Below are 22,984 nucleotides of genomic sequence, written 5' to 3' on the forward strand. Positions count from 1 at the left end.
CCCACGCAGCGAGCCGGGGAGAGTGCGAGCCCGACGGCAACTTCGCCGCTGAAAATCACCCCGCTGCCGTCGGGAAGAACGGAAGGCTCGGGTCTTAATCGATGCTTGAGCCATCCCAGTAGACCCCGCGGGTGCGCCCGAGACAGCGCGCAAGAGTGCCTGGATGAAGGCCGATAGCCGGTAGCCAAAAAGCTAGGGCCATCAGTTATCCGCGTCATTCAGGAAGTGCGGTGGTACCGCGAGAGAAGCCAGAGAGGCGACTTTCGTCCGCACCTGAGCTGTTTCCGAGCAGCGGCCCGGGTGCGGGCGTTGCTTTTGGGGCGGCCAGAAGGAGACCAGATCGCGATGGTAGAGGAGAAAAAGCTGTTCCGTGAGGTGGGCGAGCCCAACTTCCCCCGCCTCGAGGCCGAGGTCTTGGAGTTCTGGAAGCGCGAGTCGATCTTCGAGAAGTCTGACCGCAAGCCCGCGCCCGAGGGCGAGTTCGTGTTCTACGAGGGCCCGCCCACCGCCAACGGGCAGCCGGCGATGCACCACGTGCTCGCGCGCAGCTTCAAGGACCTCTTCCCCCGCTACAAGACCATGCAGGGATTCCACGTCACCCGCAAGGGCGGCTGGGACACCCACGGCCTGCCGGTCGAGATCGCGGTGGAGAAGCGGCTGGGGGTGCTGGGGCGCAAGGCCCTGAGCCGCGAGGAGATCGCCGAGTTCAACGCCACGTGCAAGAAGTACGTCTTCGAGAACATCCAGGACTGGAACTACTTCACCGAGCGGCTGGGCTACTGGGTGGACCTGGACAGCGCCTACGTCACCTACACCAACGAGTACATCGAGTCGGTGTGGAACCTGCTCAAGCGGCTGTGGGAGCGGGGACTGATCGTGCAGGACTACAAGGTGGTGCCCCTTTCCCCGCGCATCTCCACCACCCTCTCGCAGAACGAGATCGCCGACGGCTACCGCGAGGTGGACGACCCCAGCGTGTACGTGCGCTTCCCGCTGAAGCCGGGGACCACGCCCCGAGCGGTGCGCGAGAAGCTCGAGGCCCAAGGCGTGCGGCTCGAGGAGCTGCACGACCTCGCCATCCTGGTCTGGACCACCACGCCCTGGACGCTGCCCTCCAACACGATGGCGGCGGTGAACCCCGAGATGGACTACGCGGTGGTGCGCTCGCCCTCGGCGGGGCACCTGATCTTCGCGACGGACGCGGTGGAGCGGCTGAAGGAGCTGCACAAGGAGGAGCTCGAGGTCCTCGCGCACCTCAGGGGCGCCGACCTGGAGTGGTGGGAGTACACCCCGCCTTTCCCCGAAGTCTGCGTCGAACTGGGAGTTGCTGAGTATCAGGGCGTTCGGCGTTCGGCCTTCGACGTTCGGCCTCTGATGCACTTCGTGGCCCTGGCCGACTTCGTCAGCGCGGAGGACGGCTCGGGCGTGGCCCACGAGGCCCCGGTGTACGGCGCGGAGGACCTCGAGCTCTCCCGCGAGTACGGCACCCCGCTGCTCTTCGGCACCAACGAGTACGGCGTGATGCAGGTGACGGACGAGCGCGGCAAGTTCTTCAAGGACGCCGACAAGGGGCTCATCCGCGCGATGAAGGAGCGCGGGGTGATGTACCACGCGGGCACCATCCGCCACCGCTACCCCTTCCACGACCGCACCGGCGACCCCATCCTCTACTTCGCCAAGCCGAGCTGGTACATCAAGACCTCGCTCTTCCGCGAGCAGCTTTACGCCCGCAACGAGGAGATCAACTGGGTGCCCGAGCACATCAAGTACGGGCGCTTCGGCAACTGGCTCAAGGACAACGTGGACTGGGCCATCAGCCGCGAGCGCTACTGGGGCACGCCGCTGCCCTTCTGGGTGGCGGAGGACGGCTCGGAGAAGGTCTGCGTGGGCAGCGTGGCCGAGCTCGAGCGCCTCACCGGCCGCGACCTCTCGGGCCTCGACCTGCACCGGCCCTACGTCGACGACATCACCTTCGTCAAGGACGGCAAGACCTTCCGCCGGGTGAGCGAGGTGCTCGACGTGTGGTTCGACTCCGGGGCCATGCCCTACGCGCAGTGGCACCTGATGCTCGGCGACGACGGTGAGGCGCTGCCCGGCGCCGAGGCCAACCGTGAGCTGTTCGAGCGGCACTTCAACGCCGACTTCATCAGCGAGGCCATCGACCAGACCCGCGGCTGGTTCTACTCGCTGCACGCCATCGCCACGCTGCTCTACGACCGGCCCGCCTTCAAGAACGTCATCTGCCTGGGGCACCTCGTCGACGAGAAGGGCCAGAAGATGTCGAAGAGCAAGGGCAACGTGGTCGAGCCGCTGCCCGCCTTCGACAAGTACGGCGCCGACGCGGTGCGCTGGTACATGTTCACCGCCAGCGAGCCGGGCGACACCAAGCGCTTCAGCGAGCGGCTGGTGGCCGAGGCCATGCGCGGCTTCCTGGGCACGCTGTGGAACGTCTACTCCTTCTTCGTGCTCTACGCCAACCTCGACCGGCCCAACCTCAAACAGCGGCCCCCCGTGGGGCAACGCCCCGAGATCGACCGCTGGCTGCACAGCCGCACCCAGCAACTGGTGCAGGAGGTGAGCGCGGCCCTCGAGCGCTACGACGCGCGGGGCGGGGCGAAGGCGCTGGAGGAGTTCGTGGAGGAGCTCTCCAACTGGTACGTGCGCCGCAACCGCCGCCGCTTCTGGAAGAACGAGGACGCCGCCGACCGCGAGGCCGCCTACGCCACGCTGTGGGAGGCCCTGGTGGCCGTGAGCCAGCTCTGCGCCCCCTTCACCCCCTTCGTGGCGGAGGCGCTGTGGCAGAATCTGGTGCGCTCGGTAAACCCGGACGCGCCCGAGTCGGTGCACCTGTCGCAGTGGCCGCAGCCCGAAGCCATGGACCGGGGGCTGCTCGAGTCCATGCACGCGGCGCTCGAGGTGGTGCGGCTGGCCCGCGCGGCCCGCGCCAAGAGCGGGGTCAAGACCCGCATCCCGCTGCCCTTGATGCTGGTCACGGCCCCCACCGCCGGGGAGCGGGCGGGCTTGCAGCACTTCGCCGAGGAGATCGCCGACGAGCTCAACGTCAAGGAGCTGCGGGTGCTGGGCCCCGAGGAGGAGGTGCTCTCCTACCGGGTGCTGCCCAACCTGCCGGTGCTGGGCAAGAAGTACGGCAAGAAGGTGCCCGCCATCCGGGCGCTGCTGGCCGAGCTCGACGGGAAGTACGTGGCCCAGACCGTGAAGGCCGGGCAGGCGCTGCACCTGGAGATCGAGGGCGAGACGCTGGCCCTCACCCCCGACGAGTTGCTGCTCGAGGCCCTCTCCCCTGCCGGCTACGAGGCGCTGGAGGAGCGGGGCTACGTGGCGGCGCTCGAGGTGCGCGTGGACGAGGAGCTCTTCCTCGAGGGCCTCGCCCGCGAGCTGGTGCGGCTGGTGCAGCAAGCCCGCAAGGACATGGGGCTAGTGGTCTCCGACCGCATCCACCTGAGCTACCAGGCCGAGGGCAAGTACGCCCAGGCGCTGCGCAGGTTCGGCGGCCGCCTGCAGGAGGAAACCCTGGCGCTGGGCCTGAGCGAGGGGCCCCTGAGCGGCTTCGAGACCGGCCTCGAGGACGAGGAAGGCCGGGTGCGGTTCGGGATCGCCAAGGCCTGATGCCCGATTCGGTTGGTCCCCCGCCGAGCGGCGGCGGACCAACCCGGCCGAAGTTATCCCCGTAGCGGAGGGCGATAGCGCCCCTTTGGAAGGGATACGCTTGCTTCGCCGACCGCCAGGGAGGGGTGTGCTCTGGGATTCGAAAAGATGGCCCCTGACTTTTTCTGTCGAATGAGATTATCTTTTCGAATCCGGCATGAGCGCTCCTTTAGATTGGCCAGCGCCGCCAGGCGGCGATCTTGAGCCCCAGCAGCGAGGCCGGTACAGCCGGTCGCGTCCTGGACCGCATCAGGCGCGAGTGAAGAGCATGATGAGCAGCCCTCCCCGTCGCTCGGGGAGGGGTTTTTTTCCCTTTCCCTCCCCTCGGTTATGGTGTAAACTTCGAACCTACTGAAGGGCTACCTGGAGGCGAGGAACACCGTGTCGGACGTTCATTCAAAGCTCCCCGAAGCCGAGTTGCTGGCGGCCGTGCTCGAGCCGATGGTGATGCTGGATGGACACAGCCGGGTGCTGGCCTGGAACCCGGCGGCCGAGCGGGCTTTCGGCTACAGCCCGGCCGAGGCCCTGGGCCAGCCGCTGGGCCAGCTCCTGGGGGTGAGCCTGTCGGCGGAGCAGCTCTGCGCGGCGGCTTCAGAGGCGGAGGCCAGCCGGACAGTGGAGGCCCGCAGCGCCGACGGGCAGATCCACCTGCTCGAGCTCTCCCTGCGGCCCTACCCCAAAGACGGGCAGACCCTGTACCTGGCCTGCCTGCGCGACCAGACGCCCCTGCGCCGGGCCCAGCAGGAGGTGCGGGCGCTCCAGGCCGAGACCGAGCGGCTGGCGGCCCAGCGCACCACGCTCGAGGCCAGCCTGCGCGAGAGCGCCTACCTCGCGGCGCTCACGGGGGCCCTCGAGCGCTACGAGGACCTGCAGCCCCTGGCCGGAGAGGTGGTGCGCCGCCTGCGGCCGCTGGTGGGCGCCGACTGGATCGCGGTGCTGGTGGGGAACCCCAAGGAGGGCTTCCAGCCCGTCGCCTTCGACGGCTACGCCCCCGCGCTGCTGCGCTCCTTCACCGAGCGCTCGGCCCTGCTGGGCCAGGACGACGCCCTCACGCCCGAGCTCACCCAGGCCCAGCCCCAGTTCGTCGACGACTACGGTGGCCTGGCCCGGACGCACCCCGCCCACCTGGCCGCCGGGGTGGCCTCGGTGGCCTGGGTCCCCTTCGGGCAGCCGGAGCAGGAATTCGGGCTGCTGGGGGCCTTCCGCCTGGGCACGCCCCGCCCCTGGCGCCTGGAGGAGCAGGGGTTGCTCGAGGTCACCGCCGACGCGCTCTCCATCTCGGCCCAGCGGGTCACGCGGGCGCGGCAGTTGCGCGAGGCGGCGCAGTACTCCGAGGTGCTGCTGCAGATCTCGCGCCTGACCGAGACGGCGCTCGAGGTCGAGGAGGTGGCCGCCGAGGTCATCCGCACCATCGCCAACGTGGCCGACGTGGACTGGATCGGGCTGGCCGTGGTGCGCGGCAACTCGGTGGGCCTGCGCAAGGTCTGGGACAGCCCCATGTCAATCCCCACCGCCGACATGCACAAGGAGATCAGCCCGGTGTGGGAGGCCATCGAGGCCGGCAACCCGGTCTATATCGACGACTACCCCAACCACCCCCGGGCGATGGCGGCCTTGCTCGAGGTGGGCGTGCAGACGGTGGCGATCATCCCCCTGACGCTCGGCGAACGGGGCATGGCGATCTTCGCGGCCAAGTTCGGCCCCGACCGCCCGTGGACCCAGAAGGACCGTAGCCTCTTCGAGGCCGCCGCCCGCAGCGTGCGCACCGCGCAGGAGCACCGCGACTACCTGCGCGCGGTGGAGGCCGCCGCCTTCACCGACGCCCTCACCGGGCTGAGCAACCGCCGGGCCTTCGACCGCGACCTCGACGCCGCGCTCAACAGCGCCCGCCGCCACGGCTACTCCGTGAGCCTGCTCATGCTCGACCTCGACGGGCTCAAGCAGGTCAACGACACCCAGGGCCACGAGCGGGGCGACGCGCTGCTGCGGGGCTTCGCGCACGCCCTGCACTCGACCCTGCGCCGCGAGGACCGCATCTACCGCCTCGGCGGCGACGAGTACGCGGCGATCCTCGAGCACACCCCCTCGGGCCAGAGCACCCTCGCCGCCATCCGGGCGCGGGTGGACCAGGCCATCGCGGTGCTGCGGTCCGGCGGCTTCCCCGAGGCCGACGTGAGCGCCGGCCTCGCCGCCTACCCTGCCGACACCACCGACTTGCAGGAGCTCGTGCGCCTGGCCGACGAGCGCATGTACGAGGAGAAGGCCATCCACCGCGCCCGCCGGGCCCGCCCCAACGGGGGCGAACGCGGATAGCCCATAACTGCGTCACACAGTAAGGCCGGGGAAACGCCCCATGCCCTTTCCAAGGGAATCGCGCAGGGCACATGGCGTACGACGCCGGACGTATGGCCCTGCTGCCGGCGACCTCCATGGGTGATTATGTGCTTATTTTCACGATACTTTCTGCTCGTGAGTGATTTCCTCGCTTTTGCGTGTTAGACTTTTGCGGTGCATCCCCTGAGTAAAGTGCTCGAGGACGCCGGTCTGGACGCCCTGATGGTCACCCAGCCGGAGAACGTCCGCTACCTCTCCGGCTTTACCAGCCCCAAGGACGGCTGGGTCGTCGTCTACCGCGAGGGCATGGTGCTCGTCACCGACCCGCGCTACACCGTGCAGGCCGAGCAGGAGTCGCGCATCCCGCACCGCATCGTGCCGCGGGAGAAGGCCGCCGAGGTCACGGCCGAACTGCTCAAGGGCCGGGTAGGCTTCGAGGCCAACCACCTCGCCTTCGGGCGGCTCGAGGCCCTGCGCGAGCAGGTCCCCGCGGAGTGGGTGCCCACCCAGGACCTGGTGGAGAAGCTGCGCCTGACCAAGACCCCCGAGGAGCTCAAGCACATCCGGGCCGCCGCCAAGCTCGCCGACGAGGGCTTCGGGCACATCCTGCCCTTCCTGCGGCCGGGCTCGAGCGAGCTCGACATCGCGCTGGAGCTGGAGTTCTACCTGCGCAAGCGCGGCTCGGAGGGCATCGCCTTCGAGATCATCGTGGCCTCGGGCGAGCGCAGCGCCATGCCCCACGGGGCGGCGAGCGCCAAGAAGCTGCTGCCGGGTGAGCTGGTCACCCTCGACTTCGGCGCGGTGGTGGAGGGCTACCGCTCGGACATGACCCGCACCGTGGCCCTCGGGGAGGTCTCGCGGGAGCTGCGGGCCATTTACGACGCGGTGCTCGAAGCCCAGCAGCGCGCGCTCGAGGCCGTGCGCCCCGGCAAGCTGGGCAAGGAGATCGACGGCGTGGCCCGGCAGGTGCTGGCCGAGCGGGGCTACGGGGAGTACTTCGCCCACGGCCTGGGGCACGGGGTGGGCCTGGCGATCCACGAGGGCCCCAGCCTCGGCCGCCTCTCCGAGCACGTGCTCGAGCCCGGCATGGTGGTGACCGTCGAGCCCGGGGTGTACGTGCCGGGGGTCGGCGGCTGCCGCATCGAGGACCTGGTGCTGGTCACGCCGACGGGCTACGAGGTGCTCTCGCACAGCTCCAAGGCGTTCACGAGCCTATGAAACGCGGCTGGCTGGTCGGCCTCGCGGTGTGCCTGAGCCTGGCGCTGGCCCAGGGCTACCGCGTGCAGAAGGGCGACACCCTCTACTCCATCGCCCGCCGCTACGGCACCACGGTGGAGGCCCTCAAGGCCCTCAACGGCCTGAGCGGCGACGTGATCAGGGTGGGCCAGGTGCTCCAGGTCTCGGGTACCCCCGCCGCCCGCCCCGCCGCCACGAACCGCGACTGGCGCTTCTACCAGCAAGGCCGCGCGGCCTGGTACGGCCCCGGCTTCCAGGGCCGGCGCACCGCCAGCGGCGAGCGCTTCGACACCTACGGCTTCACCGCCGCCCACCGCACGCTGCCCTTCGGCACGCAGGTGCGGGTGACCAACCTGCGCAACGGGCGCAGCGTGATCGTGCGCATCAACGACCGGGGGCCCTACACCCGCGGCTACGTCATTGACCTCTCCTACGCCGCGGCCCGGGCCATCGGGATGTCGGGGAGTGCCACGGTGCGCATCGAAGTCTTGCGATGATCCGGTACGGCCTCCACCTTTCGATCACGGGCAAGGAGGGCCGGGCGGGGGCGGTGCGGGAGGCCGAGCTTCTGGGGCTTCGCGCCTTCCAGATCTACGCCAAGAGCCCCCGCACCTGGAAGACCCGCCCCCTCTCCCCCGGCGAGACCGAAGACTTCCGCGCCCGGCGGGAGAACCTGGGGGCCATCCCGGCCGTCATCCACGCCTCGCCCCTGGTGGACCTGGGGGCCAAGGGCGACGTGTGGGAGAAGAGCGTGTTCAGCCTGGCCGACGACCTGATGAAGGCGCAGGCCCTGGGGGTGGGCTACGTGGTGGTGCACCCGGGCTCGAGCGACCCCGAACGCGCCCGCGAAGGCGCGCTGAAGGCCCGCGAGCTGGCAGCTCTGGGGAGCAACGGCCCCAAGCTGCTGCTGGAGAACACCGCCGGGGGCAAGGAGCACCTGGGCTGCGACCTGCGCGACCTGGCCCGCCTGGTCGAGGGCACCCCCTTGCAGGTGTGCTTCGACACCTGCCACGCCTTCGCCGCCGGCTACCGCCTCCACGAGGACCCCCGCGGCGTCCTGGACGCTCTGGACGAGGTGATCGGCCTGGGGCGCGTGCCGCTGATCCACCTCAACGACTCCCGCCACGACTTCGCCAGCCAGAAGGACCAGCACGCCAACCTGCTCGAGGGCCACATCGGCCCCGCCCTGGCCGACTTCCTCACCGACGCGCGCCTCTCGAGCAAGGTGGTGATCCTCGAGACGCCGAGGAGCGTGCAGGAGGACGCGCACAACCTGCGGGTGTTGCGGGAGTGGCTGGGGGAGTGAGGGTGGGGGGGTACGCGTCTTGCGGCATACGCCGGGAGACGTCGATAGTCGATAGCTGATAGCTGATAGCTGATAGCTGATAGCTGATAGCCGATAGCCAAACGCGAGACGCCTTGGTTCTCGACCCTCGACGCCGGCCGGGAGGGCTGGTGTGGGGTTTACTACGAGCTACTGGCCACAGGCCACGAGCCTTCCTTCACCCCAGCGTGAGCTTGAAGAACTCGCTCTGCACCCAGCGGATGAGCTGGCCCACCGGGGCGCGTAGGACGGTGAGGAAGAGCAGGAGCATGATGATGGCGTAGTTGGGGTTGGCCTCGAGGCGCCAGATGAAGGGGTGCCAGCGCAACGGGAGCACGCTCTGCACAATCTTGGAGCCGTCGAGCGGGGGTACGGGCAGGAGGTTGAAGACCGCCAGGGTGATGTTGATGGCGGCGGCGTAGAGCACGGCGTCGGTGAGGGTGCCGTAGGTGGCGGCGAGCCCCAGCGAGTCGAGGCCGCGCAGCAGCAGCACGCACAGCAGGGCGATGCCCAGGTTGACCACGATCCCCGCGATGGAGACGACGAACAGGCCCACGCGGTAATTGCGGAAGTTGCGCGGGTCGATGGGCACCGGCCTGGCCCAGCCGAAGCCCGCGAACAGGAGCAGCAGGGTTCCCCAGGGGTCGAGGTGCTTGAGGGGGTTGAGGGTGATGCGGCCCATCAGGCGGGCGGTGGGGTCGCCCGACCACAGGGCGCTCACCGCGTGCCCCAGCTCGTGCAAAACGAGCGAGAACAGCAAAATGCCCGCCACCAGCAGGAAGGTGAGCGGCTCGTCGCGCAGCAGTTCGATCAGCATGGCTAAAGGCCGATCAGGCGGAAGAGGCTGTCGAGGAAGGTGCCCAGCACCCCCCGTACCGCCGAGGTGATCCCGGTGTAGCTGAGGATCAGGAAGATGATGAAGAAGCCGATGGGGCCGTAGCTGGAGAGCTGGTCCATGAAGCGGCGGGCCTCGGTGCCGCCCAGGGCGTAGACCACCTTGGCCCCGTCGAGGGGGGGCACGGGGAAGAGATAGATCGCGGCGTGAACGAGCATCAGGCCGGAGGCCACCTCGAGGCCCCCCGCGATGCTCGCCATGCTGCTCCCGACCCGGAGGAGCAGGCGGGCCAGCAGCCCGAACAGAAGTGCGGCGACGAAGAAGCCCAGCGGCCCCATCAGCGCGACCTGGGCGTCTTTACGGCCGTAGAGGCGGTAGGGCACCGGGCGGGGGAAGCCGAAGCCGATGAGGGCCAGGAAGACAAGGCCGATGAGGTCGAGGTGGACGCGGGGTTCGACGCTGAGGAATCCGAAGCGCCGGGGCCCGCCGTCCTTGTAGCGGTCGGCCAGCCAGGCCTGGAAGAGGTTGTGCATGACCAGGCCGAAGGCGGCAGCGGCGAAAGCCACTAAATACGCGAGGGGGTTGGTAGTGAGAAGCGAGAAGAAGAACATCGCTCACCAGTTTACGGGTAAACGCAGGGCCGATTGCATCTTCACGCCGACTTCATTGTCGGCCCTGCTCGAGCAGCCACAGCCTCGCCCGCAGCACCGCGGCGACGGTGAGCGAGTCGGTGATCTCGCCCCCCAGCACCCGGCGGTAGACCTCCTCGAGCGGCACCTTCTGCACCCGGAGGTCTTCGGTGTCCTCGGGGCTGGCCTCGCCCTGGTGCAGGCCCCGCGCCAGGTAGATCAGGCCCACCTCGTCGGTGACGGAGTTGGAGAGGTGCAGCGTGAGCAGCAGCTCCCAGCGGTCGGCGCGCAGGCCGGTCTCCTCGAGCAGCTCACGCTTGGCGGCCTCGAGGGGCTCCTCGTCGAGGGGACCCCCGCCCTCGGGGATCTCCCAGGAGTAGCGCTGCAGGGTATAGCGATACTGGCCCACCAGATAGGTGTTGCCTTCCTCGTCGAGCGGCAGCACCCCGATGGCCCGGTTCTTGAAGTGCACCACCCCGTAGATGCCGGGGTTTCCGCTGGGGTTGACCACCCGGCGGTGGGTCACCGCGATCCAGCGGTTCTCGTAGACCAGCTCGGAGGAGAGGGTCTGCCAGGGGGAGGGTTCAGGGTCGAGTAGGGGCATAGTCGAGGGCTAAGCTTCTCCAGGGCGGCTTTGTTATACCAGATTCGGTCAGTTCGTTCCCGAATGGGGACGGACTGACCCGACCGAAGGGATACGCTTTCTTCGCCGACCGTCAGGGAGGGGTGTGCTCTAGGATTCAAAAAGATAGCCTCTGAAGGTCTTTGGTTTGGGTGATTATCTTTTTGAATCCGGTATTATACCAGATTCGGTTAGTCCGGCGCCGGATGGCGGCGGACTAACCCGACCGAAGGGAGTGCTCTAGGATTCAAAAAGATAGCCTCTGGAAGTCTTTGGATTGGGTGACTATCTTTTTGAATCCGGTATTAGAAGTCACCCCGACCGAAGGGAGGACGAGGGCTCCGGCGGGAGTTTGTCGGAGGGCAGTGTAACAAACTCCCGCCGGAGCTACTTAAGGAGAGCCGGTGGCTCGCGGTTATAAGGCCTTTCCCACGGGCCACCGGCCCCTGCTTTTCGAGGCCGGCTGAGGGCTGGCCGCCTTCCTCAGTCGTTCATGCGGGTGGTGACGAAGTTGGTGAAGATGGCTCCCCGGCGGTAGAAGGCGTTGTCCATGACCTTGAGGTGGAAGGGCACGGTGGTCTTGACGCCAGGGCCTTCGATCACGGTCTCGCCCAGGGCCCGCTTCATGCGGTCGATGGCCTCCTCGCGGGTGGGGGCGTGGACGATGAGCTTGGCGACGAGCGAGTCGTAGTGGGGCGGGATGCTGTAGCCGGCGTAGAGGTGGGAGTCGACGCGCACGCCGGGGCCGCCGGGGAAGTGCAGCGTCTCGACCTTGCCGATGCTGGGGCGGAAGTCCTTCTCGTAGTCCTCGGCGTTGATGCGGCACTCGATGGCGTGGCCCATGAGCTCGACGTCCTCCTGCTGGAGGTCGAGGGGTTCGCCCGCGGCGATGCGGATCTGCATCTTCACGAAGTCCAGGCCCGAGATCATCTCCGAGACGCAGTGCTCGACCTGGATGCGGGTGTTCATCTCCATGAAGTAGAAGTTGCCCTCGGGGTCGACGATGAACTCCAAGGTCCCCGCCCCCTGGTAGTTGACGTACTTCGCCAGGCGCACGCCGGCGGCCAGGATCTCCTGGCGCAGCTCCTCGGGCAGGCGGCTGGGGGCTTCTTCGATGAGCTTCTGGTTGCGCCGCTGGATCGAGCAGTCGCGCTCGCCGATGTGGATGACGTGGCCCTTGCCGTCGCCCATCACCTGCACCTCGACGTGGCGGAAGAGCTCGACGAACTTCTCGAGGATCAGCGCGGGGTCGCCGAAGTAGTTCTGGGCCTCCTGCTGGGCTTGCACGAAGGCGGTCCTCATCTCGTCGGAGGAGCGCACGACCTTCTGGCCGCGCCCGCCGCCGCCCGCGCTGGCCTTCAGGAGCACCGGGTAGCCGATCTTCTCGGCCGCCGCGACGGCCTCCTCGACGCTCTCGAGGATGCCCGTCCCCGGCACGGTGGGCACGTTGGACTTCGCCGCGATCTCGCGCCCGCCGGCCTTGGAGCCCAGGCTGTACATGTTCTCCGGGGTGGGCCCGATGAAGACGATGCCGTACTCGCGGCACATCTCGGCGAACTGGGGGTTCTCGGCCAGGAAGCCGTAACCCGGGTGGATGGCGTCGGCGCCGCTGATGATGGCGGCCGACAGCAGGTTGGGGATGTTGAGGTAGCTCTGCGCCGAGGGCGGGGCGCCGATGCAGATGGCCTCGTCGGCGAGCAGGACGGGCAGGGACTGGCTGTCGGCTTCGGAGTGCGCGACCACCACCTTGATGCCCATTTCCCGCGCCGCCCGCAGCACCCGCAGGGCGATCTCCCCTCGGTTGGCGATGAGGATCTTGTTGAACACGACTTCCTCCGTCGCAGGTCAGGCCTCGAGCCTCGAGCGCGAGAGGCTGGGCTCGAGGTCGGGCGTCAGACCCGGTGCGTTCATGCAGCCTCGATGATGAAGAGGACCTGGCCGTACTCGACCGGCTCGCCGTTGTTGACCAGGATCTTGCGCACCACCCCGGCGACTTCCGACTCGATCTCGTTCATCAGCTTCATAGCCTCGATGATGCACAGCACCTGGCCCTTCTTGACCGTGTCGCCCTCCTTGACGAAGGGCTCGGCGTCGGGCGAGGGGGCCCGGTAGAAGGTGCCCACGATGGGGGCCTTGACCTCAACGCCCTTGACGGCGGGCTCTTCGGCCTTGGGGGCGGGCGCGGGAGCCGGGGCGGGCTCGGCGGCAGGGGCCGGCTGGGAGGCCGCGGCCACGGGGGCCGGGGCGGGGGCGGGGTTCGGGACGGCGACGTGGGCCACCGGGGGCGGTGAGGCCACGTAGGTCACCGCCGGGTTTGAGCCGCCGCGCTTGACGGTGAGTTTGTAGTCGGGGGTCTCGAGGCTGAGTTCGGAAACCTCGTTTTCAACCAAGGCTTGCAGGATGAGCTTCAGTTCCTTCGCGTTCATATTCACCTCGGGCGATCCGAACGCCCCAAGTATACCTAGAGCGCTGTTCACAGGGCTCGAGCCGGGCAGTGGGCCGAAGGCTGGCGCCAGGGCGGGAGTCGCCGCGCTCCGGGGGTGCGATCGGCATGAAAACAGGGGCGACTTCGGAGATCGCCCCTGGCCCCCGGCCCCGCTCAGGCCCGGCTGATGTACGTGCCCGTGCGGGTGTCGACCTTGATGACCTCGCCGGTCTCCACGAACAGCGGCACCTGCACCACGGCGCCGGTCTCGAGCGTCGCCGGCTTGGTGCCGCCCGAGACGGTGTCGCCGCGCACGCCGGGCGGGGTGTCGACGATCTTGAGCTCGACGGTGAAGGGCGGGGTGATGTCGAGCGGGCGCCCGTTGTACATCGAGCCCTGCACGGTCATGCCCTCCTTGAGGAAGATGGCCGCGTCGGTGATGTCCTTGGGCACGTGGAACTGCTCGTAGGTCTCGAGGTCCATCAGCACGAGCTCGTCGCCCTCGGGGTAGAGGTACTGCAGGTCCTTGACCTCGACGTAGATGTCCTCGAGCTTCTCCCCCGAGTTGAAGGAGCGCTCCACGGTGACGCCGGTCTCGAGGTTCTTGAACTTGGCGACCACCTTGGCCCCGCCGCGCCCGATCTTCTGGTGCTGGTAGTCCACGCACATCCACAGGCCGCCGTCCATTTTCACTTTGGTGCCGTTGCGCAAATCGGTCACGCTGATCATGCAAAACTCCTTTAGCCCGAGGAGGGCTTTTCCAAAGCGTGATTGTACATGGCGCGAAGGCTTTACTCAATTTCGCGGCGCCCGGCTCTACGAGAGCTCGGTGACCTGCGGCTTGAGGCCGAGCTTTTCGATGTACTCGAGGTACTCCCCCTCGCTCAAGGGGTGCTTCCCGGCCAGCGCCACGATGAAGGCCTCCATGACGTTGGTGCCGAAGCTGCGGCCCGAGATGCGCGGGGTGGTGGTGACGAGGGTCTTGACGCCCCTGGCGCGCATGAATTCCAGGTCTTCCTCGGTGGTGGTGTTGGTGAGGATGATCTTCCCCCGCATGTCCGGGGGCATGTAGCGGCGCATGAAGTGCCAGTCCCCCGCGATCACGTCGGCCCACTGGAAGTACTTCTGCCGCCAGTCGAGGATCTGCTTCTCCTGCTTCTCCCCGGTGGGGTAGAGCCACTTGAAGGGCAGTTGGGTGATGACGGGCATCAGGATGTAGGCGCACAGCCGCAGCACCGCGAGCTGGCGGATAGGAAAGGGCAGGCCCAGCGCGTAGATGAAGTCGCCGTAGATCACCTCGGCCCCCGCCTCGTCCAGGGCCTCGGCCAGGCCGAAGCGGTCTAGGGCGCTGGGGACGAGCACCTTCTTCCCTTTCCACTGAATTTGCGGGTCGAGCAGGCGCACGGCGTTGCGCTCGAGGGTGTGCTTGAGGCCCGAGCCGTCGAGCATGGGGCTCTTCTTCGCGGCGGCGGCCATGCGGGCCGAGTCGCGGAAGGTGTAGCGGCGTTTGCCCGCCCACACGTACAGGTCGGCCCCGCCCAGGCCGAAGGCGTCCACCTGCCCGTCGAGCTCCCGCACCAGCCCGATGGCCTTCTCCCAGCTCCCGTCGGTGCCGATGCGCTCGAGCACGAAGGTGTCGGGCAGGCCCGGGAGGCTGACCTCGGCCTTGGAATTGCGCTTGGATGAGCCGATGGAGACGCTGACGATGCGCTTGGGCATGGCCTCCATCCTACCGCGTCAGCCCCGCTATCAGCAGCACCAGGGCGAGGCCCCAGAACCCGTACGCCAGCCAGCGGGGAGCCGCTTTCTGCGCCGAAAAAGCCATCACCAGGCCGCCTACCAGCGCGGCGCCCAGGGCGAGCGTGAACAACAGGGGACGGGGGTTGCCGAGCACCTCTTCGAACATGGCAGGGCCATTATGAGGGGTCGATAGTCGATAGTCGATAGTCGATAGTCGATAGCCGATAGCCGATAGCTGATGGCTGGTAGCCGGGCGCGGGTCGTACGTCGTACGTCGTACGTCCTGCGTCGTACGCAAAACGCAAAACGCGAGACGCAAGACGCGAGACGCAAGACGCCTTGTTCCCCCCTTAGCAAGGGGGGCTAGGGGGGATATTCCTTCCCCGCGCGCGGGGGGTTTACCACGGGCCACGAGCCGCTGACGGCTGAGGGCTTACTGCTCACCCTCTCTCCTACCCTCCCCCGTGCCTTACAGCAGCGACTTCACCGCCTCCGCCACGCGTTCGCGGGTGAAGCCGAGCTCCTTGTAGACCACGGCGTAAGGGGCGCTCGCGCCGAAGCGGTCGAGGCCGATGCTCTTGTCGGCGTAGCGCTCCCAGCCGAGCGTGGCGCCGGCTTCTACCGAGACGGTGGGGAGGTTTTTGGGGAGGACCGACTCGCGGTAGGCGGCGTCCTGGGCCTCGAAGGCTTCCCAGCAGGGCAGGCTCACCACGCGCACGCGGATGCCCTGCTCGGCGAGGAGGGACTGGGCCTCGAGCGCCAGCGCCACCTCGCTGCCGGTGGCGACGATCACGGCCTGGGGGTTCTCCACGTCGGAGAGGACGTAGCCGCCCCTGAGCACGCCCTCGGGGTCGGCGTGCTCGAGGGTGGGCACGGGCTGGCGGGTGAGGACGAGGGCCACGGGGCCGTCCTTGCGCTCGAGCGCCATGCGCCAGGCGGCGGCGGTCTCGTTGGCCTCGGCGGGGCGGATGACCCACAGGTTCGGCATGGCCCGCAGGCTCATCAGGTGCTCGACGGGCTGGTGGGTGGGGCCGTCCTCGCCCACGGCGATGGAGTCGTGGGTGAAGAGGAAGACGGTGGGGATGCCCATGATCGCGGCCATGCGGATGGCCGGGCGCATGTAGTCGGAGAAGACGAAGAAGGTGCCCGCGTAGGGGCGCAGGCCCCCGTGCAGGGTGATGCCGTTGAGCGCGGCCCCCATCGCGTGCTCGCGCACCCCGTAGCGCACGTAGCGGCCGGCGGGGTTGGCGTCGGAGAAGTCGGTCATGTCGGGGGTGCGGGTGTTGTTGGAGGGGGTGAGGTCGGCGGAGCCGCCGATGAGCTCGGGCAGGGCGGGGACGATGCGCTCGAGCACCTTGCCGCTGCTGGCGCGCGTCGCCATCTTCTCACCGGTGGTGAAGCCGGGCAGGGCCCTGTGCCAGCCCTCGGGGAGCTTACCGGCGATGCGGCGCTCGAGCTCGGCGGCGAGCTCGGGGTAGGCCTGGCGGTAGGCCTCGAGGCGGCGCTCCCACTCGGCCTGGGCGGCCTCGCCCTTGGGGAGGGCCCGGCGGTAGTCGTCGTAGACGGCCTGGGGGATCTCGAAGGGGGCGTAACCCCAGCCCAGCGTCTCGCGGGTGGCCGCGACCTTCTCGGGGCCCATGGCGTCGGAGTGGGCCTTGTGGTGCCCGGCCAGCGGCGAGCCGTAGCCGATGATGCTCTTGACCGAGATGATCGAGGGGCGCGGGTCGGCCTGGGCCTCGCGGATGGCCTTGCGGATGGCCTCGAGGTCCTCCCCGTGCACCCCGCGCACGGTGTGCCAGCCGTAGGCCTCGTAGCGCCTGAGCACGTCCTCGGTGAAGGCCAGGTCGGTGGAGCCGTCGATGGAGATGTTGTTGTCGTCGTAAAGGACGATCAGCTTGCCCAGCCTGAGGTGCCCGGCCAGCGAGCTCGCCTCGCCCGAGACCCCCTCCATCAGGTCGCCGTCGGAGGCCAGCACGTAGGTGTAGTGGTCGATGACGCGGTGGCCCTCGCGGTTGAACTCCGCCGCCAGCTTCTTCTCGGCCAGCGCCATGCCCACCGCGGTGCTGATGCCCTGCCCCAGCGGGCCGGTGGTGGTCTCGACCCCCACGGTGTGGTGGTACTCGGGGTGGCCGGGGGTGCGGGAGTCCCACTGGCGGAAGCGCTTGAGCTCCTCCAGCGGCAGGTCGTAGCCGGTGAGGTGCAGCAGGGAGTAGATGAGCATGCTGCCGTGTCCGGCCGAGAGCACGAAGCGGTCGCGGTCGAACCAGCGGGGGTCGCGGGGGTTGTGCTTTAAGAACTCCGTCCACAGCACGTAGGCCGCCGGGGCCATGCCCATGGGCATCCCGGCGTGGCCGCTCTTGGCCTGCTCGACGGCGTCGAGGGCCAGCATGCGGATGGCGTTGATCGAGAGGGTGTGGTCACGGGCGGTTTCCACCATACGCGCCATATTACCCCACCCCCACGTTTGTCAGGCCGGGCGCACGGGTTGTGTGAGGCCCGGGGACCGGTCCGGCTAGGGACATTGTTCCTTGGGACACTTGTACTCATTAAGCCTTAATACACTCCCTGCGAGGGAGGACTCATGGAAAAGCCGAGAGATCATCGACCTTGGGGCGCACTGCTGGTGGTCGGGGTGCTGACCGTCTTCATTCTCACGTTCTGGCTGTTCTACTTCTTCACCTTCCTGGGGAGGAGCTAGGCATGAACCACGAGGAACACGCGGTGATCGAGCGCTTCGAGCGCGGCTGGTTGATCTTTGGCGTCGGGATGATCGTGGTGTTCGTGGTGCTCATCGCCTACACCATGGCCAACTTCGGCGGCAGCATCCCCGTGGGCACCGAGCGCGTGGACGCGACCAAGGTGCGCACCGAGGGGCAGTTCGCCAACCCGCGCCTCGAGCAGGTGGGCAACGAGTACGTGGCCTACGTGCAGGCCTTCGCCTTCGGCTACTCCCCGAGCGAGATGCGGGTAAAGCGGGGCCGCAAGGTGACCTTCTACGTCACCAGCCCCGACGTGCAGCACGGCTTCATGATCGAGCGCACCAACATCAACGTGCAGGTCATCCCCGGCGAGGTGGCCCGGGTTAGCCACACCTTCAAGGAAGCAGGCGAGTACACCATCATCTGCAACGAATACTGCGGCCTGGGCCACGCCGGCATGATCAGCAAGATCGTGGTCGAAGAGTGATACGCCTGAGGAGGCAACGCCAATGGCAGTGAGAACCTTACCGCGTCTGGATGCCTACGCGGGCAACCCCGAGAAGAAGCTGACCCTCTACATGCTCATGCTGGGCTTCGCCGCCCTGCTGCTGGGCACCCTGTTCGGCCCGCTGCAGTCGTTCAACTACGGCGGGCTCGACCTCTACCCCTACCTCAAGCCGCTGATTCAGTCGTACTACCAGGGCCTCAGCCTGCACGGCGTGCTCAACGCCATCGTCTTCACCCAGCTCATGGCCCAGGCCCTGCTGGTGTACTTCCCGGCCCGCGAACTGGGCTACCGGCCCAACATGACGCTGGCGTGGGTGTCGTGGTGGATGGCCTTCGTGGGGCTCGCCATCGCCGCGATCCCGCTGCTGCTCAACGCGGCCTCGGTGCTCTACACCTTCTACGCCCCGCTCAAGGCCCACTGGGCCTTCTACGTGGGGGCGGCCATCTTCGTGCTCTCGAGCTGGGTGAGCGTGTACATCGTGCTGCAGATGTGGCTGCGCTTCCGGCGGGAGAACCCCGGCAAGATCACGCCGCTGGTCACGTACATGAGCCTGATCCACTGGCTGATGTGGTTCCTGGCCTCGCTGGGGCTGGTGGTGGAGGTGGCGGTCTTCCTCATCCCCTGGTCCTTCGGCTGGATCGAGGGCGTGGACCCGCTCCTGATGCGCACGCTGTTCTGGTACACCGGGCACCCCATCGTGTACTTCTGGCTGCTGCCGGCCTACGTGGTGGCCTACACCATCCTGCCCAAGCAGGCCGGGGGCCGGCTCATCTCCGACCCCCTGGCCCGGCTGGCTTTCCTGATGTTCCTGCTCTTCTCGATCCCCGTGGGCTTCCACCACCAGTTCGCCGACCCCGGCATCGCCCCGGGGTGGAAGTTCGTGCACACCGTGCTCACCATGATGGTCGCGGTGCCCAGCCTGATGACGGCCTTCACGCTGGCGGCGAGCCTCGAGAACGCCGGGCGCGCGCGGGGCGGCAAGGGCATCCTGGGCTGGATTCGGGCGCTGCCCTGGAACAACCCCAGCGTGCTGGCGCTGCTCCTGGGCCTCCTCGCCTTCATCCCGGGCGGGGCGGGCGGCATCGTCAACGCCAGCTTCACCCTCAACCAGGCGGTCCACAACACCACCTGGATCCCCGGCCACTTCCACCTGCAGGTGGCGACGCTGGTCACCATGGCCTTCATGGGCACCGCCTTCTGGCTGGTCCCGCACCTGACCGGCAAGCCCTTGGTGAAGCCGGGGCTGGCCTGGGCCTCGATGTGGCTGTGGTTCATCGGCATGTTCATCATGACCTTCGCCCTGCACTGGATGGGCTTCCTGTGGGGCATCCCCCGCCGCGCCCACATCGCCGAGAGCCCCGCCGCCATGGCCGCCTACCAGGACTCCTTGCCCTGGATGGTGATGAACATCATCTCGGGGATCATCCTGTTCGTCGCCGCCATCTTCTTCTTCTACGTGATCTTCGCCACGGCCCTGCAGGCTAAGCGCGACTTCTCCGAGCACCAGGAGATCCCCTTCACCGAAGCGGTCTCCAAGCCCGAGGGCAATGCCCTGGCACTCATGACCGACCGGGTGTGGTTCTGGTTCGGTGTGGCGGCGGTGCTGATCCTGGTGGCCTACGGGCCGGTGCTGTTGCAGATGTTCACCAACCTCAACCCGGTCCCCGGGATGCGGCTGTGGTGAGCGGTCGGCTGATGGTTGATGGCTGAACGTCGTGGGGGCGGGCCCCAGGGCCCGCCCTTCCCGTTACCCGTTGGCCGGACGATAGACTCTCACCATGCCCCGTCTGCCTCGAGCGGTCTATACGCTGGGTTGGGTCAGCCTGCTGATGGATGTGGCCTCGGAGATGGTGTACCCGCTGCTGCCGCTGTTCATGACCGGCAGCCTGGGGCTGGGCAAGGAGGTCGTGGGGCTGGTGGAGGGGGTGGCCGAGGCCACCTCGAGCCTGTTCAAGGTGGCGGGGGGCCGCATCTCCGACCGCATCTCCGCCCGCAAGCCGCTGCTGCTGCTGGGCTACGGCTTCCCGGCCCTGCTGCGCCCGATCCTGGCGCTGGCCACCTCCCCCTGGCACGTCCTGAGCTACCGCTTCCTGGACCGCGTGGGCAAGGGGCTGCGCACGGCGCCTCGAGACGCCCTGCTGGCCGAGGCCACCCCCCAGGCGCAGTACGGGCGGGCCTACGGGCTGCACCGGGCCATGGACTCGGTAGGGGCCACCATCGGGCCGCTGCTGGCCTTCGCCCTGCTGCCCTTGGTGGGCTTCCGGGGGGTGTTCTGGCTCTCGGCCATCCCGGCGGGGCTGGCGGTGCTGACCATCCTCTTCCTGGTGCGGGAGAAGCGAGGCATCCCCAAGCCCCTGCCGCCCCTGCGCCTGTCGAGCTTTTCGCCCCAATACCGCCGCTTCTTGCTGGTGACGGGGATCTTTACGCTGGGCCTGTCCTCCAACGCCTTCCTGATCCTGCGCCTCAAGGACTTCGGGCTCAGCGACGCGCAGGTGACGCTGGCCTACACCGGCTACAACCTGCTCTACGCGGTGGCTTCGTACCCGCTGGGGATGCTGGCCGACCGCTTCGGGCTGCGGCGCATGGTGGCGGCGGGCTTCGCGGTCTACGCGCTGGTGTACCTGGGCTTCGGGCTCTCGAGCCAACCCTGGCAGGGAGTCGCACTCTTCGCCCTTTACGCGCTCTACAGCGCCGCCTTCGAGGGCAGCAGCCGCGCCTACCTCGCCACCCTGATCCCGCCCACCGAGAAGGCCAGCGCCATCGGGCTCTACCACACGCTGGTGGGGCTGCTGCTCTTCCCCGCGAGCCTGCTGTTCGGCTTTCTTTGGGAGGGCCTCGGGGCTTCTCACGCCTTCTTCTTCGGCAGCGCCATGGCCGCGCTCGCGCTGGCGGTCTTCGTGCAAGGTTCAACAAGGCACACTCGGCCCGGTGGCTTGCCTTAGACTGACTCGAGTCTATGGTGCGCCAGCGGCTGAGTTGGGATCATTTGGCGATGGGGCTGGGCGGGCTGTGCTTCGCGCACTGCCTGCTGACCCCCGTGGTGCTGGCCCTGTTCCCCCTGCTGGCCCAGGGCGTGCTGGGCAGCGAGTCGCTGCACACTGCGCTCTTGTGGCTCACCATCCCGGTCAGCGGGCTGGGGCTGTGGCTGGGCTGCCGCAGGCACAAGGACCGGGCGGTACTGGCCTTCGGGGTGCTGGGGATGGTTTTCCTGGTGGCGGCCAGGGGTTTCGAGGAGTCGCCGCCGGAGACCTGGCTCACCGTGGCCGGGAGCCTGACCCTGATCGGCGCGCACCTGCGCAACTTCCGCCTGTGCCGCGCCGACCGCTGCGAGCACTGATACCGGGTTCAAAAAGATAATCACCCAAACCAAAAACCTCCAGAAGCTATCTTTTTGAACCCTAGAGCAGTCCTTTCGGCCCTGTCAGCCCGGCGCCGAACTGACCGAATCGGGTATGAAAACTCCGCCGTAACGCGGGCGTAACCCCGGATGGCCTAAGCTCAGGGGGCTTTTCATTCGTGGAGGGCCTCGAGGGGCAGGGGGATGCTATGGCGCAGATAAAGCTGACGGGCCGGGTGGTCTACCCCGGGGATTTCGGCTGGGACGACGCCCGCAAGGGCTTCAACCAGCGCTTCGACGTGCAGCCGAAGGCGGTGGTGTTCTGCCAGAACGCCCGCGACGTCGCCAACGCCGTCCTGTGGGCCCGCGAGAACGGCGTGCCCTTTCGGGCCCGCAGCGGGCGGCACAGCTACGAGGGCTACTCGCTGGTCCAGGACGGGCTCGTCATCGACCTCAGCGACCTCGACAACGTCAGCGTCAACCGCGAGCAGCGCATCGCCCAGATCGGGGCGGGGATCCACATGCTCGAGCTCTCCGAGTGGCTGGGGCAGGTGAACGTGACCATCCCGCTGGCGACCGGCCCCACCGTGGGGCTGGCCGGGCTGACGCTGGGCGGGGGCTTCGGCCTGACCTCGCGCAAGTACGGCCTGACCTGCGACAACCTCATCGGGCTCGAGCTCGTCGACGCCGAGGGCCGGGTGCGCATCGCCAGCGAGTTCCGCCACCCCGACCTCTTCTGGGCCTGCAAGGGCGGCGGGGGCGGCAACTTCGGGATCGTGACCCGCTTCTTCTTCCGGGTGCACCCCGTCTCCTTCGCGGTGGCCTTCATGGCGCAGTGGGACTGGAGCCAGTTCGAGGCGGTGGTGGCGGCCTGGCAGGACTGGGCCTGGGGCGTAGACAACGACGTCTCCACCGCGCTCCAGCTCACCGTGACCAAGACCGTCAAGCTCTACGGCCTCTACACCCCCGACGACCCCGCCGACCTCCCTAAGGCCCAGCAACTGCTGGCCCCGCTGCTGCAGGCGGTGCCCCCGCCCAGCCTCCCCGGCAACCCCACCGTCCAGCCGCTGCCCTTCAACGTCGCCACCCGGCTCTTCTACGGCGAGGGCGGAAAGACCGTCAACCCGGAGGACCCGGTGTGGGACGTGATCGTCCACGACGACCAGCAGATCTACAAGAGCACCTCGGCGGCGGCGCTGGAGCCCTTCAGCGCCGAGGCCATCGGCATCCTCAAGCACTACCTCGAGAACGTCCCCCCGCTCGAGCAGCCCCCCGTGCAGCCGTCGATGGTGCAACTGCTGGGCGGCGGGGGCCGGGCGGCGCAAACTGACCCGGCCTCGAGCGCCGTCCACCTGCGCCAGGCCCGCTTCATCGTGCAGTACGACGGCTTCTGGGCCGCCGACGCCGACGGGCAGGAGACCATCGACTGGATCCGCGACTTCCGCAACGCCCTGCTGCCGCACACCGCGGGGGCCTACGTCAACTACGTCGACAGCAACATCCCCGACCCCCTCCAGGCCTACTACGGCCCCAACCTGCCCCGGCTGGTGGAGGTCAAGCGCAAGTATGACCCCCACAACGTCTTCAACTTCCCCCAGAGCATCCCGGTCAGCCTCCCCTAGGTGGAGG

At 68.1% G+C, this 22,984-nt stretch carries 20 protein-coding genes; 11 read left to right on the plus strand and 9 right to left on the minus strand.

Annotation, left to right across the window (positions count from 1 at the left end; translation table 11 throughout):
• Positions 1 to 363: 363 nt before the first annotated feature.
• The 5 genes from ileS (at position 364) to MEICH_RS0113795 (ending at position 8,542) form a co-directional block, all read left to right on the plus strand.
• Entirely contained in the window at positions 364 to 3,627 is a 3,264-nt protein-coding gene (gene ileS, locus MEICH_RS0113775) for an isoleucine--tRNA ligase (RefSeq protein ID WP_218916416.1), read from the plus strand.
• Between the two features lie 420 nt (positions 3,628 to 4,047).
• Positions 4,048 to 5,979, plus strand: a complete 1,932-nt coding sequence (locus MEICH_RS27240) for a sensor domain-containing diguanylate cyclase (protein ID WP_157202784.1) — start codon at positions 4,048 to 4,050, stop codon at positions 5,977 to 5,979.
• A 195-nt stretch (positions 5,980 to 6,174) separates the two neighbouring features.
• Complete coding sequence (locus tag MEICH_RS0113785; protein WP_027893125.1) at positions 6,175 to 7,218, plus strand: M24 family metallopeptidase; 1,044 nt, start codon at positions 6,175 to 6,177, stop codon at positions 7,216 to 7,218.
• Positions 7,215 to 7,733 carry a septal ring lytic transglycosylase RlpA family protein gene (locus MEICH_RS0113790; RefSeq protein ID WP_027893126.1) on the plus strand — a complete coding sequence of 173 codons (519 nt, stop codon included), beginning with the start codon at positions 7,215 to 7,217 and terminating at the stop codon, positions 7,731 to 7,733. The genes MEICH_RS0113785 and MEICH_RS0113790 overlap by 4 nt, the downstream gene beginning before the upstream one ends.
• Positions 7,730 to 8,542, plus strand: a complete 813-nt coding sequence (locus MEICH_RS0113795; RefSeq protein WP_027893127.1) for a deoxyribonuclease IV — start codon at positions 7,730 to 7,732, stop codon at positions 8,540 to 8,542. The genes MEICH_RS0113790 and MEICH_RS0113795 overlap by 4 nt, the downstream gene beginning before the upstream one ends.
• A 196-nt stretch (positions 8,543 to 8,738) precedes the next feature.
• Here the strand turns inward: MEICH_RS0113795 and MEICH_RS0113800 are convergent, their stop codons facing one another.
• From MEICH_RS0113800 to tkt, 9 genes are all read right to left on the minus strand, one after another.
• Positions 8,739 to 9,374 carry a site-2 protease family protein gene (locus MEICH_RS0113800; protein ID WP_027893128.1) on the minus strand — a complete coding sequence of 212 codons (636 nt, stop codon included), beginning with the start codon at positions 9,372 to 9,374 and terminating at the stop codon, positions 8,739 to 8,741.
• A gap of 5 nt (positions 9,375 to 9,379) precedes the next feature.
• Positions 9,380 to 10,006: a zinc metalloprotease gene (locus tag MEICH_RS0113805; protein ID WP_027893129.1), complete on the minus strand. Its 627-nt coding sequence runs from the start codon at positions 10,004 to 10,006 to the stop codon at positions 9,380 to 9,382.
• Positions 10,007 to 10,058: 52 nt separating this feature from the next.
• Positions 10,059 to 10,628: an NUDIX domain-containing protein gene (locus tag MEICH_RS0113810; protein ID WP_027893130.1), complete on the minus strand. Its 570-nt coding sequence runs from the start codon at positions 10,626 to 10,628 to the stop codon at positions 10,059 to 10,061.
• Positions 10,629 to 11,129: 501 nt separating this feature from the next.
• On the minus strand, positions 11,130 to 12,473 hold the full coding sequence (accC, locus tag MEICH_RS0113815) for an acetyl-CoA carboxylase biotin carboxylase subunit (RefSeq protein ID WP_027893131.1): 1,344 nt from the start codon (positions 12,471 to 12,473) through the stop codon (positions 11,130 to 11,132).
• Between the two features lie 80 nt (positions 12,474 to 12,553).
• A complete protein-coding gene (accB, locus tag MEICH_RS0113820) occupies positions 12,554 to 13,072 on the minus strand; it encodes an acetyl-CoA carboxylase biotin carboxyl carrier protein (RefSeq protein ID WP_027893132.1) in 519 nt (172 codons plus the stop codon).
• Positions 13,073 to 13,245: 173 nt separating this feature from the next.
• The gene (gene efp, locus MEICH_RS0113825) at positions 13,246 to 13,800 is read right to left on the minus strand and encodes an elongation factor P (RefSeq protein ID WP_027893133.1); all 555 of its coding nucleotides are present in this window, start codon (positions 13,798 to 13,800) and stop codon (positions 13,246 to 13,248) included.
• Positions 13,801 to 13,887: 87 nt separating this feature from the next.
• On the minus strand, positions 13,888 to 14,790 hold the full coding sequence (locus MEICH_RS0113830; protein ID WP_027893134.1) for a hypothetical protein: 903 nt from the start codon (positions 14,788 to 14,790) through the stop codon (positions 13,888 to 13,890).
• 10 nt (positions 14,791 to 14,800) lie between these two features.
• Entirely contained in the window at positions 14,801 to 14,977 is a 177-nt protein-coding gene (locus tag MEICH_RS29395; RefSeq protein ID WP_169730672.1) for a hypothetical protein, read from the minus strand.
• Between the two features lie 303 nt (positions 14,978 to 15,280).
• A complete protein-coding gene (gene tkt / locus MEICH_RS0113840) occupies positions 15,281 to 17,248 on the minus strand; it encodes a transketolase (protein ID WP_027893135.1) in 1,968 nt (655 codons plus the stop codon).
• Positions 17,249 to 17,392: 144 nt separating this feature from the next.
• Between tkt and MEICH_RS0113845 the strand changes: the two genes are divergently transcribed.
• The 6 genes from MEICH_RS0113845 to MEICH_RS0113870 all read left to right on the plus strand — a co-directional run bounded on the left by MEICH_RS0113845 (position 17,393) and on the right by MEICH_RS0113870 (position 22,977).
• Entirely contained in the window at positions 17,393 to 17,509 is a 117-nt protein-coding gene (locus MEICH_RS0113845; protein ID WP_027893136.1) for a cytochrome c oxidase subunit 2A, read from the plus strand.
• A gap of 2 nt (positions 17,510 to 17,511) precedes the next feature.
• Positions 17,512 to 17,997 carry a cupredoxin domain-containing protein gene (locus MEICH_RS0113850; RefSeq protein ID WP_027893137.1) on the plus strand — a complete coding sequence of 162 codons (486 nt, stop codon included), beginning with the start codon at positions 17,512 to 17,514 and terminating at the stop codon, positions 17,995 to 17,997.
• 22 nt (positions 17,998 to 18,019) lie between these two features.
• Complete coding sequence (locus MEICH_RS0113855) at positions 18,020 to 19,702, plus strand: b(o/a)3-type cytochrome-c oxidase subunit 1 (protein WP_027893138.1); 1,683 nt, start codon at positions 18,020 to 18,022, stop codon at positions 19,700 to 19,702.
• 94 nt (positions 19,703 to 19,796) lie between these two features.
• Entirely contained in the window at positions 19,797 to 20,960 is a 1,164-nt protein-coding gene (locus MEICH_RS0113860; RefSeq protein ID WP_027893139.1) for an MFS transporter, read from the plus strand.
• 14 nt (positions 20,961 to 20,974) lie between these two features.
• Positions 20,975 to 21,355 (plus strand): MerC domain-containing protein, encoded by a 381-nt coding sequence (locus tag MEICH_RS0113865; protein ID WP_027893140.1) that lies wholly within the window; start codon positions 20,975 to 20,977, stop codon positions 21,353 to 21,355.
• A 209-nt stretch (positions 21,356 to 21,564) separates the two neighbouring features.
• Positions 21,565 to 22,977, plus strand: a complete 1,413-nt coding sequence (locus tag MEICH_RS0113870; RefSeq protein ID WP_027893141.1) for an FAD-binding oxidoreductase — start codon at positions 21,565 to 21,567, stop codon at positions 22,975 to 22,977.
• Positions 22,978 to 22,984 lie beyond the last annotated feature (7 nt).

This window comes from Calidithermus chliarophilus DSM 9957, from assembly GCF_000430045.1.
Classification (GTDB): domain Bacteria; phylum Deinococcota; class Deinococci; order Deinococcales; family Thermaceae; genus Calidithermus; species Calidithermus chliarophilus.

What these genes read in the sequence shown, in the direction of transcription:
- MEICH_RS0113790 (WP_027893126.1), top strand. Translation starts at nt 7,215, where the DNA reads ATGAAACGCGGCTGGCTGGTCGGCCTCGCGGTGTGCCTGAGCCTGGCG.
- MEICH_RS0113795 (WP_027893127.1), top strand. Translation starts at nt 7,730, where the DNA reads ATGATCCGGTACGGCCTCCACCTTTCGATCACGGGCAAGGAGGGCCGG.
- MEICH_RS0113805 (WP_027893129.1), bottom strand. Translation starts at nt 10,006, where the DNA reads ATGTTCTTCTTCTCGCTTCTCACTACCAACCCCCTCGCGTATTTAGTG.
- MEICH_RS0113810 (WP_027893130.1), bottom strand. Translation starts at nt 10,628, where the DNA reads ATGCCCCTACTCGACCCTGAACCCTCCCCCTGGCAGACCCTCTCCTCC.
- accB (WP_027893132.1), bottom strand. Translation starts at nt 13,072, where the DNA reads ATGAACGCGAAGGAACTGAAGCTCATCCTGCAAGCCTTGGTTGAAAAC.
- efp (WP_027893133.1), bottom strand. Translation starts at nt 13,800, where the DNA reads ATGATCAGCGTGACCGATTTGCGCAACGGCACCAAAGTGAAAATGGAC.
- MEICH_RS0113830 (WP_027893134.1), bottom strand. Translation starts at nt 14,790, where the DNA reads ATGCCCAAGCGCATCGTCAGCGTCTCCATCGGCTCATCCAAGCGCAAT.
- MEICH_RS29395 (WP_169730672.1), bottom strand. Translation starts at nt 14,977, where the DNA reads ATGTTCGAAGAGGTGCTCGGCAACCCCCGTCCCCTGTTGTTCACGCTC.
- tkt (WP_027893135.1), bottom strand. Translation starts at nt 17,248, where the DNA reads ATGGTGGAAACCGCCCGTGACCACACCCTCTCGATCAACGCCATCCGC.
- MEICH_RS0113845 (WP_027893136.1), top strand. Translation starts at nt 17,393, where the DNA reads ATGGAAAAGCCGAGAGATCATCGACCTTGGGGCGCACTGCTGGTGGTC.
- MEICH_RS0113850 (WP_027893137.1), top strand. Translation starts at nt 17,512, where the DNA reads ATGAACCACGAGGAACACGCGGTGATCGAGCGCTTCGAGCGCGGCTGG.
- MEICH_RS0113855 (WP_027893138.1), top strand. Translation starts at nt 18,020, where the DNA reads ATGGCAGTGAGAACCTTACCGCGTCTGGATGCCTACGCGGGCAACCCC.
- MEICH_RS0113860 (WP_027893139.1), top strand. Translation starts at nt 19,797, where the DNA reads ATGCCCCGTCTGCCTCGAGCGGTCTATACGCTGGGTTGGGTCAGCCTG.
- MEICH_RS0113865 (WP_027893140.1), top strand. Translation starts at nt 20,975, where the DNA reads ATGGTGCGCCAGCGGCTGAGTTGGGATCATTTGGCGATGGGGCTGGGC.
- MEICH_RS0113870 (WP_027893141.1), top strand. Translation starts at nt 21,565, where the DNA reads ATGGCGCAGATAAAGCTGACGGGCCGGGTGGTCTACCCCGGGGATTTC.